Origin of the sequence: Streptomyces kronopolitis, assembly GCF_050953795.1 — a bacterium.
In the GTDB taxonomy this organism is placed as follows: domain Bacteria; phylum Actinomycetota; class Actinomycetes; order Streptomycetales; family Streptomycetaceae; genus Streptomyces; species Streptomyces kronopolitis_A.
The window spans coordinates 891,900-903,503 of record NZ_CP191850.1 but is presented as its reverse complement, the minus strand read 5'-3'; the positions used below and the strand labels follow the sequence as shown (position 1 = coordinate 903,503).

Here is an 11,604-nt window from a genome sequence, read left to right as displayed (position 1 = left end):
CGGTCAGCCTGCCATCGACGGCGGGGTGCGCGCGCACCGTTCAACTGCCGTTCACCTGCACCGGGTCACGCTCGGCCACCTTCAGGCCCGCGGCGCGCCCCGCCCTGGCCGGATCCCGCCACCCGCCCCGGTGGCTACCGGCCGGACCGCCTGCACCACCCGGCGAATGTGCGGAGTCCACCCTGGTGCCGGAATCGATCACATGGCATCGTCCAGACACACCGTGTCGTGCGCACACGACGGAGCGGGGGACACCCACCGCCGTGCGCGCCCGGCGCACACGACGCGTATCGTCCGGGAGCCGATGATGACCACCGCACCGCAGTCCGCCCCACCGCCGGAGCCCCTCTGGCAGCCCGGCCCGGACCGCGTCGCCGGCGCACAGGTCACCCGCTTCCACACCTGGGCCGCCGCCCACCACGGCGCCCCGGCCCCCACCCCCGGCGACCCCGCGACCAGCTACGCCGACCTGCACCGCTGGTCCGTCGACGACCTCCCCGCCTTCTGGCAGGCCACCGCCGAGTGGTTCGACGTCCGCTTCGCCACGCCGTACGAGACGGTGCTCGCCGACGCCGCGATGCCCGGCGCCCGCTGGTTCCCCGGCGCCACCCTCAACTACGCCGAGCACGCCCTGCGCGCCGCCGCGGACCCGGCCCGCGCCGACGCCCCCGCGCTGCTCCACGTCGACGAGACCCACGAGCCCACGCCCGTGACCTGGGGAGAGCTGCGCGCCCAGGTCGGCTCGCTGGCCGCCGAACTCCGCCGGCTCGGCGTCCGCCCCGGCGACCGCGTCAGCGCCTACGTCCCCAACATCCCGCAGGCCGTCGTCGCGCTGCTGGCCAGCGCCGCGGTCGGCGCGGTGTGGACCTCCTGCGCCCCCGACTTCGGCGCCCGCAGCGTGCTGGACCGCTTCCAGCAGATCGAACCGGTCGTCCTGTTCACCGTCGACGGCTACCGCTACGGCGGCAAGGAACACGACCGCCGCGACACCGTCGCCGCACTCCGCGCCGAACTGCCCACCCTCCGCGCCGTCGTCCACATCCCGCTGCTCGGCACCCCCGCCCCCGAAGGTGCCCTGAACTGGTCGGATCTGACCTCGCAGGATACCGAACCGGTCTTCGAGCAGGTCCCGTTCGACCATCCGCTGTGGGTCCTGTACTCCTCCGGCACCACCGGCCTGCCCAAGGCCATCGTCCAGTCCCAGGGCGGCATCCTGCTCGAACACCTCAAGCAGACCGGCCTGCACTGCGACCTCGGCCCCGACGACCGGTTCTTCTGGTACACCTCCACCGGCTGGATGATGTGGAACTTCCTCGTCGCCGGCCTCTTGGTGGGCTCCACGATCGTGCTCTACGACGGCAGCCCGGGCCACCCCGACGTCTCCGCCCAGTGGCGGGTCGCCGAGACCACCCGCGCCACCGTCTTCGGCACCTCCGCCGCCTACGTCATGGCCTGCCGCAAGGCCGGCATCCACCCGGCCCGCGACCTCGACCTGACCGCCGTCACCTGCGTCGCCACCACCGGCTCCCCGCTCCCGCCGGACGGCTTCCGCTGGCTGCACGACTCCTTCGCGGAGAGCGGCGCCGACCTCTGGACGGCCTCGGTCAGCGGCGGCACCGACGTCTGCAGCTGCTTCGCCGGCGCCGTCCCCACCCTCCCCGTCCACATCGGCGAACTCCAGGCCGCCTGCCTGGGCACCGACCTCCAGGCCTGGGACCCCCAGGGCAAGCCGGTCACCGACGAGGTCGGCGAGCTCGTCGTCACCCGCCCCATGCCGTCCATGCCCACCCGCTTCTGGAACGACCCCGACGGCACCCGCTACCACGACAGCTACTTCGACATGTACCCCGGCGTCTGGCGGCACGGCGACTGGATCACCGTCACCTCCCGCGGCAGCGTCGTCATTCACGGCCGCTCCGACTCCACCCTCAACCGCCAGGGTGTCCGGATGGGCTCCGCCGACATCTACGAGGCCGTCGAACGGCTCCCCGAGATCCGCGAATCCCTCGTCATCGGCCTGGAACTCCCCGACGGCGGCTACTGGATGCCGCTGTTCGTGCACCTCGCCCCCGGCGCCACCCTCGACGACGCCCTCCGCGACCGCATCAAGCGCACCATCCGCACCGAGCTCTCCCCGCGGCACGTCCCGGACGACATCATCGAGGCCCCCGGCGTCCCCCACACCCTCACCGGCAAGCGCATCGAGGTTCCCGTCAAGCGCCTCCTCCAGGGCACCCCGCTCGACAAGGCCGTCAACCCCGGCTCCGTCGACAACCTCGAACTGCTCCACTTCTACGAGCGGGTGGCCCGCGACCGCGCCGCCGGCGACGCCTCGTAGACAGCGCACCGGCAGGCGGGCAGGCGGCACCGCCCGGCGCCGGACGCCCGGAACTCCGGTGCGCTCCGGCGCCGCAGACCCGTTGTCAGACCCCCCGATTACTCTCAGTGACGAGTGGAGTGCGACCGACGCACCCACCCGCACACCCAGGGGGAGTCATGACCTTCACATCCCGGCCCACCGACCGGTCCGCCACCCGCCGCGGCCTGCGCCGAGAAGTCCCCAGCACCGCCGCCATCCTGGCCGACGCGCAGGACTTCACGGCCATGCGCCGCTACCGCACCTTCCCGTTCGACGACCACGACAGCTACCTCCGCCAGATGGAGACCCTGCTGCGGGGGCTCACCGCCCAGGGCGTGGTCACCACCGTCGGCCTCTTCGACCCGGTCGCCTACGAGAAATACTGCGCCCGGCTCACCCTGGACCCGGACCGCCCCGACAGCCGCAGCCGCTACACGGCCGAAGCCGCCCGCACCGGCACCACCCTGCTCTACGAGGGCGGGCCGCTGACCCGACTGCTCCCCCTCCTCCTCGAAGACGCCGACCGCCGGGCACACGGGGACCGCGCCGCCGCCCTGCTGGCCCGCGCCGGCAGCTGCGAGGAATGCGGCGACGACCTCTCCCGCACCGCCTTCACCCGCGCCACCCACGCCGTCCGCCGGCTCCTGACCGCCCTCGGCGAAGGCACCCACCACCTCGTTTGCTCCCTCGCCGCCGGCGAGCCGCCCCTCCTGGCGGTGCTCCGGACCACCGCAGGCGACGGCACCGGCCTCCAGCTCGCCGAACACGAGACCCTCGTCTTCTGCACGGTCCTGGCGGCCGGCTTCGCCCTGCGCACCCCCGGCGGCATCGTCTCCCGCACCACCACCGGCCCCGACACCCCCGAAGGCACCGACCGCGCCACGGCCCGAGACACGGTCCGCGGCTGGTCCCTGCGGGAATCCTGGCTCCGCCCGCTGAGCGCCGCCGAGGTCTTCACCGCCTACTGCACCGACGCCGACACCGGCGAACCCATCCCACCCGAGCACGGCGTCGACTACTCCTCCGGCTTCCCCCTGACCCCGCCCCCGGAGCCCCACGACCACCGCTGAAGACGGACCACCACACCCACCCCGCACACGCCGACGGCCGCCCCGCCACAAAGGGCGGGACGGCCGTCAAGGCTCCTGCGGCACCCGGCCGCACGGGATCACTCCCCGGACAGCACCGCCTGCGCGGCGGCCCGGGCGTCCTCGGCGGTGTCCGCGGCGCGTGCCGCGGCCGCCGCGCGTTCGCACTGCGCCAGCGTGTGCTTGGACAGCGTCGCCCGCACATACGGAATCGACGCGGCGCCCATCGACAGGCTGGTGACCCCCAGCCCCGTCAGCACACACGCCAACAGCGGGTCGGAGGCCGCCTCACCACAGACACCACAGCTCTTGCCCTCGGCCTTCGCGGCTTCGGCCGACATCGCCACGAGGTCCAGCAGCGCCGGCTGCCAGGGGTCCTGCAGTCGCGAGACGGCACCCACCTGGCGGTCCGCCGCGAAGGTGTACTGCGCCAGGTCGTTGGTCCCCAGCGAAAGGAACTCCACCTCCTGCAGAATCGACCGCGCCCGCAGAGCCGCCGACGGAATCTCCACCATCGCGCCGAACTTCGCCCGCAGCCCGGCCTCCCGGCAGGCGTCCGCGAATGCCTTGGCGTCGGTCCGGTCCGCCACCATCGGCGCCATGACCTCGAGGTAGACCGGCAGCCCCTCGGCCGCCGTCGCCAGCGCCGAGAGCTGGGTACGCAGCACCTCGGGGTGATCGAGCAGCGTCCGCAGCCCCCGCACACCCAGCGCGGGGTTCGGCTCGTCGGCCGGCGTCAGGAACTCCAGCGGCTTGTCGGCACCGGCATCGAGCACCCGCACCACCACCCGCCCCTCGGGGAACGCCTCCAGCACCGCGCGATAGGCCTGGACCTGCTTCTCCGCGGACGGTGCCTGCTTGCTGTCGTCCAGGAACAGGAACTCGGTCCGGAAGAGGCCGACCCCCTCCGCCCCGGCCTCGACCGCCGCCGGGACATCACCGGGACCGCCGACGTTCGCCAGCAGCGGCACCTTGTGCCCGTCGGAGGTGGCACCGGGCCCGGACGAGGCGGCCAGCGCCGCCTTCCGCTCCGCGGCCGCCGCCTCCATCTCCGCCCGCTTCTCGGCGCTCGGCTCGACGAAGATCTCCCCGGTGCTGCCGTCGACGGCGATGACCGTGCCCTCGACCAGCTCACCGGCGCCCGGGAGCGCGACGACCGCCGGCACGCCCAGCGCCCGCGCGAGAATCGCGCTGTGGCTGGTCGGCCCGCCCTCCTCGGTCACGAAGCCGAGCACCAGCGTCGGGTCCAGCAGCGCGGTGTCGGCCGGCGCCAGATCCCGCGCGATCAGCACATACGGCTCGTCGCTGTCCGGCACACCGGGCATCGGCACGCCCAGCAGCCGCGCGACGATGCGGTTGCGCACGTCGTCCAGGTCGGCCACCCGGCCCGCGAGGTACTCACCGGCACCGGCCAGCAGCGCCCGGTAGGCCGCGAACGCGTCGTACACGGCGCGCTCGGCGGTGCTCCCGACCGCGATCCGCCGCTCGACGTCGGCCATCAGCTCGGGGTCCTGAGCCATCAGGGCCTGTGCCTCCAGCACGGCCTGCGCCTCACCCCCCGCCAGGTTGCCCCGCGCTATCAGGTCCGCGGCAACAGCTTCCACGGCCTGGCGGGCACGCCCCTGTTCGCGCTCCGCCTCGTCCGCCGGAATCTGCTTGGCCGGCGGCTCGAGGACCGCCGTCCCCATGTGCCGCACCTCGCCGATCGCCACACCGTGGCTCACGCCGACGCCTTGCAGCGTTGTCTCCATTGCACCCGCTCCGGTGTTGATGCGGCGGGCCCGGCCGCCGCGGTGGATGTCGTACCTGCCGTACGGGACGGCGCCCGGCTACTGCCAGGAGAAGAGCTGGTCGCCGGCCTTGACGTCGCCGTCCTCGCGGACCTCACCGAGCGAGTCGGCGGTGGCCTCCAGCGCGACGACCGGGCACACCGGGGACTTACCGGCCTGCTCGACCGCGGCGGGGTTCCAGCGCACGACCTCCTGGCCGCGGGTGACGGTGTCGCCCTTGTTCACGAGCAGCTCGAAGCCCTCGCCATTGAGCTGAACGGTGTCGATCCCGAGGTGGGTGAGCACGCCGTGCCCCTCGGCGTCGACGACGACGAACGCGTGCGGGTGCAGCGAGACGAGCACGCCGTCCACGGGTGACACCGCGGCGGACGGCTCACGAACGGGGTCGATGGCGGTACCGGGACCCACCATCGCTCCGGAGAACACCGGGTCGGGCACGGCCGCGAGTCCGATGGCGCGTCCGGCAAGAGGGGACGTCACGGTGGTCATGGGAAGCCTCCCAGGGGTGGAGATTCATCAGGCCGCCGTCACTACCTGTCCTGGACGGCGCACCGTTCAGAAGCGTAAGTCATAAGAACTGACGGTTCCGCACGAGAGACGCCGGATGCCGACCGTGCGCCCCGCCGAATCGATTTGCCTCGCCCCCGGCCGAGCTGTACTGTCTGAGATCTGCCCCGGACGGCCACGACGCAATGAAACGCGTCAGGCTGAGGCGGGCAGCACTCCCAGCGTCTTGATCGCGACTCAAGAATTGCGCGCTTCTGCATGCCTGCAGAAAAGTAGCGGTTCGAAAGCCGGAAAAGGCCTGATAGAGTGTGAAACACCGAAGGGAAGCGCCCGGAGGAAACCCGGAAGGGAATCCAAAGGAAGCGTCCGTTCCTTGAGAACTCAACAGCGTGCCAAAAGTCAACGCCAGATATGTTGATACCCCGTCCACCTCGGTGGATGAGGTTCCTTTGAAAGTCCATCGGCACCCATGCGGTGCGGATGGCACACACAGCGAGGACGCTGTGAACGACCGGACCTATTCCGTCTGATTGTTCCGCTCTCGTGTGTGTTGACCCGATTACGGGTAAACATTCACGGAGAGTTTGATCCTGGCTCAGGACGAACGCTGGCGGCGTGCTTAACACATGCAAGTCGAACGATGAACCTCCTTCGGGAGGGGATTAGTGGCGAACGGGTGAGTAACACGTGGGCAATCTGCCCTTCACTCTGGGACAAGCCCTGGAAACGGGGTCTAATACCGGATACGACACGGGGTCGCATGACCTCCGTGTGGAAAGCTCCGGCGGTGAAGGATGAGCCCGCGGCCTATCAGCTTGTTGGTGGGGTGATGGCCTACCAAGGCGACGACGGGTAGCCGGCCTGAGAGGGCGACCGGCCACACTGGGACTGAGACACGGCCCAGACTCCTACGGGAGGCAGCAGTGGGGAATATTGCACAATGGGCGAAAGCCTGATGCAGCGACGCCGCGTGAGGGATGACGGCCTTCGGGTTGTAAACCTCTTTCAGCAGGGAAGAAGCGAGAGTGACGGTACCTGCAGAAGAAGCGCCGGCTAACTACGTGCCAGCAGCCGCGGTAATACGTAGGGCGCAAGCGTTGTCCGGAATTATTGGGCGTAAAGAGCTCGTAGGCGGCTTGTCACGTCGGATGTGAAAGCCCGGGGCTTAACCCCGGGTCTGCATTCGATACGGGCAGGCTAGAGTTCGGTAGGGGAGATCGGAATTCCTGGTGTAGCGGTGAAATGCGCAGATATCAGGAGGAACACCGGTGGCGAAGGCGGATCTCTGGGCCGATACTGACGCTGAGGAGCGAAAGCGTGGGGAGCGAACAGGATTAGATACCCTGGTAGTCCACGCCGTAAACGTTGGGAACTAGGTGTGGGCGACATTCCACGTCGTCCGTGCCGCAGCTAACGCATTAAGTTCCCCGCCTGGGGAGTACGGCCGCAAGGCTAAAACTCAAAGGAATTGACGGGGGCCCGCACAAGCAGCGGAGCATGTGGCTTAATTCGACGCAACGCGAAGAACCTTACCAAGGCTTGACATACACCGGAAACGTCTGGAGACAGGCGCCCCCTTGTGGTCGGTGTACAGGTGGTGCATGGCTGTCGTCAGCTCGTGTCGTGAGATGTTGGGTTAAGTCCCGCAACGAGCGCAACCCTTGTTCTGTGTTGCCAGCATGCCCTTCGGGGTGATGGGGACTCACAGGAGACTGCCGGGGTCAACTCGGAGGAAGGTGGGGACGACGTCAAGTCATCATGCCCCTTATGTCTTGGGCTGCACACGTGCTACAATGGCCGGTACAATGAGCTGCGATACCGCGAGGTGGAGCGAATCTCAAAAAGCCGGTCTCAGTTCGGATTGGGGTCTGCAACTCGACCCCATGAAGTCGGAGTTGCTAGTAATCGCAGATCAGCATTGCTGCGGTGAATACGTTCCCGGGCCTTGTACACACCGCCCGTCACGTCACGAAAGTCGGTAACACCCGAAGCCGGTGGCCCAACCCCTTGTGGGAGGGAATCGTCGAAGGTGGGACTGGCGATTGGGACGAAGTCGTAACAAGGTAGCCGTACCGGAAGGTGCGGCTGGATCACCTCCTTTCTAAGGAGCACTTCTTACTCGGACTTGTCCGGGTCAGAGGCCAGTACATCGGCGAATGTCTGATGCTGGTTGCTCATGGGTGGAACGTTGACTATTCGGCACACTTGGTTGGTTGTCACTAGTACTGCTTCGGCGTGGAACGTGGGGATTGATCGGGTGGGCCGGGCGCGCTGTTGGGTATCTGAGGGTACGGACTACGGTCTGGACCTTCGCGATGCCGGCCCCAGTGAACTCAGCCTTCGGGTTGGGGTGGTGGGTGGCTGGTCGTTGCTTGAGAACTGCACAGTGGACGCGAGCATCTGTGGCCAAGTTTTTAAGGGCGCACGGTGGATGCCTTGGCACCAGGAACCGATGAAGGACGTGGGAGGCCACGATAGGCCCCGGGGAGCTGTCAACCGAGCTTTGATCCGGGGGTGTCCGAATGGGGAAACCCGGCAGTCGTCATGGGCTGTCACCCGCTGCTGAACACATAGGCAGTGTGGAGGGAACGCGGGGAAGTGAAACATCTCAGTACCCGCAGGAAGAGAAAACAACCGTGATTCCGGGAGTAGTGGCGAGCGAAACCGGATGAGGCCAAACCAGTCACGTGTGATACCCGGCAGGGGTTGCGTGGTTGGGGTTGTGGGAGTTCTCTTTTGCAGTCTGCCGGCTGTGAGACGAGTCAGAAACCGTTGATGTAGGCGAAGGACATGCGAAAGGTCCGGCGTAGAGGGTAAGACCCCCGTAGCTGAAACATTAGCGGCTCGTTTGAGAACCACCCAAGTAGCACGGGGCCCGAGAAATCCCGTGTGAATCTGGCGGGACCACCCGTTAAGCCTAAATATTCCCTGGTGACCGATAGCGGATAGTACCGTGAGGGAATGGTGAAAAGTACCGCGGGAGCGGAGTGAAATAGTACCTGAAACCGTGTGCCTACAAGCCGTGGGAGCGTCGCGCATCGAGCTTGCTCGGTGCGTCGTGACTGCGTGCCTTTTGAAGAATGAGCCTGCGAGTTTGCGGTATGTTGCGAGGTTAACCCGTGTGGGGAAGCCGTAGCGAAAGCGAGTCCGAATAGGGCGTTGAGTAGCGTGCCCAAGACCCGAAGCGGAGTGATCTAGCCATGGGCAGGTTGAAGCGGAGGTAAGACTTCGTGGAGGACCGAACCCACCAGGGTTGAAAACCTGGGGGATGACCTGTGGTTAGGGGTGAAAGGCCAATCAAACTCCGTGATAGCTGGTTCTCCCCGAAATGCATTTAGGTGCAGCGTCGTGTGTTTCTTGCCGGAGGTAGAGCACTGGATAGGCGATGGGCCCTACCGGGTTACTGACCTTAGCCAAACTCCGAATGCCGGTAAGTGAGAGCGCGGCAGTGAGACTGTGGGGGATAAGCTCCATGGTCGAGAGGGAAACAGCCCAGAGCATCGACTAAGGCCCCTAAGCGTGTGCTAAGTGGGAAAGGATGTGGAGTCGCAGAGACAACCAGGAGGTTGGCTTAGAAGCAGCCACCCTTGAAAGAGTGCGTAATAGCTCACTGGTCAAGTGATTCCGCGCCGACAATGTAGCGGGGCTCAAGCACACCGCCGAAGTCGTGTCATTGCGATATTACCCCCAACGGGGATCGTGATGGGTAGGGGAGCGTCGTGTGCCGGGTGAAGCAGCCGTGGAAACGAGTTGTGGACGGTTCACGAGTGAGAATGCAGGCATGAGTAGCGATACACACGTGGGAAACGTGTGCGCCGATTGACTAAGGGTTCCTGGGTCAAGCTGATCTGCCCAGGGTAAGTCGGGACCTAAGGCGAGGCCGACAGGCGTAGTCGATGGACAACCGGTTGATATTCCGGTACCCGCTTTGAAACGCCCAGTATCGAATCCATTAATGCTAAGGCCGTGAAGCCGGCCTGGAGTCTTCGGACAAAGGGACGTGGTGGAGCCGCCGATCCAAGGTGGTAGTAGGTAAGCGATGGGGTGACGCAGGAAGGTAGTCCAGCCCGGGCGGTGGTTGTCCCGGGGTAAGGGTGTAGGCCGTGTGGTAGGTAAATCCGTCACACGTTAAGGCTGAGACCTGATGCCGAGCCGATTGTGGTGAAGTGGATGATCCTATGCTGTCGAGAAAAGCCTCTAGCGAGTTTCATGGCGGCCCGTACCCTAAACCGACTCAGGTGGTCAGGTAGAGAATACCGAGGCGTTCGGGTGAACTATGGTTAAGGAACTCGGCAAAATGCCCCCGTAACTTCGGGAGAAGGGGGGCCATTGCTGGTGATCACTCTTGCAGTGTGAGCTGGTGGTGGCCGCAGAGACCAGCGAGAAGCGACTGTTTACTAAAAACACAGGTCCGTGCGAAGCCGTAAGGCGATGTATACGGACTGACGCCTGCCCGGTGCTGGAACGTTAAGGGGACCGGTTAGTCAACCTTCGGGTTGGCGAAGCTGAGAACTTAAGCGCCAGTAAACGGCGGTGGTAACTATAACCATCCTAAGGTAGCGAAATTCCTTGTCGGGTAAGTTCCGACCTGCACGAATGGCGTAACGACTTCTCGACTGTCTCAACCATAGGCCCGGTGAAATTGCATTACGAGTAAAGATGCTCGTTTCGCGCAGCAGGACGGAAAGACCCCGGGACCTTTACTATAGCTTGATATTGGTGTTCGGTTCGGCTTGTGTAGGATAGGTGGGAGACTTTGAAGCGGCCACGCCAGTGGTTGTGGAGTCATTGTTGAAATACCACTCTGGTCGTGCTGGATGTCTAACCTGGGTCCGTGATCCGGATCAGGGACAGTGTCTGGTGGGTAGTTTAACTGGGGCGGTTGCCTCCTAAAGAGTAACGGAGGCGCCCAAAGGTTCCCTCAGCCTGGTTGGTAATCAGGTGTTGAGTGTAAGTGCACAAGGGAGCTTGACTGTGAGACTGACGGGTCGAGCAGGTACGAAAGTAGGGACTAGTGATCCGGCGGTGGCTTGTGGAAGCGCCGTCGCTCAACGGATAAAAGGTACCCCGGGGATAACAGGCTGATCTTCCCCAAGAGTCCATATCGACGGGATGGTTTGGCACCTCGATGTCGGCTCGTCGCATCCTGGGGCTGGAGTCGGTCCCAAGGGTTGGGCTGTTCGCCCATTAAAGCGGTACGCGAGCTGGGTTTAGAACGTCGTGAGACAGTTCGGTCCCTATCCGCTGTGCGCGTAGGAGTCTTGAGAAGGGCTGTCCCTAGTACGAGAGGACCGGGACGGACGAACCTCTGGTGTGCCAGTTGTCCTGCCAAGGGCATGGCTGGTTGGCTACGTTCGGAAAGGATAACCGCTGAAAGCATCTAAGCGGGAAGCCTGCTTCGAGATGAGGACTCCCACCCCCTTTGAGGGGTTAAGGCTCCCAGTAGACGACTGGGTTGATAGGCCAGATATGGAAGCCCGGCAACGGGTGGAGTTGACTGGTACTAATAGGCCGAGGGCTTGTCCTCAGTTGCTCGCGTCCACTGTGTAGGTTCTGAAGTAACGACCTGTGTCATTGCCGGGTTGGTTAACTTCATAGTGTTTCGGTGGTCATAGCGTTAGGGAAACGCCCGGTTACATTTCGAACCCGGAAGCTAAGCCTTTCAGCGCCGATGGTACTGCAGGGGGGACCCTGTGGGAGAGTAGGACGCCGTCGAACTAATTGTGAAAAAGCCCCGTGGGAACTCCGGTTTCCGCGGGGCTTTTTTGTGCTTCCGCGTCCATGGGGACCCGCGGTACGGCGTGGCCGGCCGGGCAGGTAAGGTCAAGGGGCATCGTTGGTACATTTCCCCACAGGAGGC

Annotated in this window: 4 protein-coding genes and 3 rRNA genes; 5 read left to right on the top strand and 2 right to left on the bottom strand. The window is 65.5% G+C overall.

What is annotated here, in order from left to right; genetic code table 11:
• Nucleotides 1–307 precede the first annotated feature (307 nt).
• Nucleotides 308–2,338, top strand: coding sequence for an acetoacetate--CoA ligase (locus ACQP17_RS03590; RefSeq protein ID WP_433859828.1), 2,031 nt, complete (start codon nt 308–310; stop codon nt 2,336–2,338).
• A gap of 158 nt (nt 2,339–2,496) precedes the next feature.
• A complete protein-coding gene (locus ACQP17_RS03585; protein WP_433854890.1) occupies nt 2,497–3,429 on the top strand; it encodes a hypothetical protein in 933 nt (310 codons plus the stop codon).
• A 98-nt stretch (nt 3,430–3,527) separates the two neighbouring features.
• On the opposite strand, the gene ptsP is transcribed toward ACQP17_RS03585, so the two are convergent.
• Both ptsP and ACQP17_RS03575 read right to left on the bottom strand, forming a co-directional pair.
• On the bottom strand, nt 3,528–5,198 hold the full coding sequence (gene ptsP, locus ACQP17_RS03580; protein ID WP_433854889.1) for a phosphoenolpyruvate--protein phosphotransferase: 1,671 nt from the start codon (nt 5,196–5,198) through the stop codon (nt 3,528–3,530).
• Between the two features lie 78 nt (nt 5,199–5,276).
• Nucleotides 5,277–5,726: a PTS sugar transporter subunit IIA gene (locus tag ACQP17_RS03575; protein ID WP_189103534.1), complete on the bottom strand. Its 450-nt coding sequence runs from the start codon at nt 5,724–5,726 to the stop codon at nt 5,277–5,279.
• Between the two features lie 590 nt (nt 5,727–6,316).
• On the opposite strand from ACQP17_RS03575, the gene ACQP17_RS03570 reads away from it, so the two are divergent.
• The 3 genes from ACQP17_RS03570 to rrf all read left to right on the top strand — a co-directional run bounded on the left by ACQP17_RS03570 (nt 6,317) and on the right by rrf (nt 11,462).
• A 16S ribosomal RNA gene (locus ACQP17_RS03570) occupies nt 6,317–7,845 on the top strand.
• A gap of 303 nt (nt 7,846–8,148) precedes the next feature.
• Nucleotides 8,149–11,271: ribosomal RNA gene (locus ACQP17_RS03565) — 23S ribosomal RNA — on the top strand.
• 74 nt (nt 11,272–11,345) lie between these two features.
• Nucleotides 11,346–11,462: ribosomal RNA gene (gene rrf / locus ACQP17_RS03560) — 5S ribosomal RNA — on the top strand.
• The 16S, 23S and 5S rRNA genes sit together here, the layout of an rRNA operon.
• The last annotated feature ends 142 nt before the right edge of the window (nt 11,463–11,604 follow it).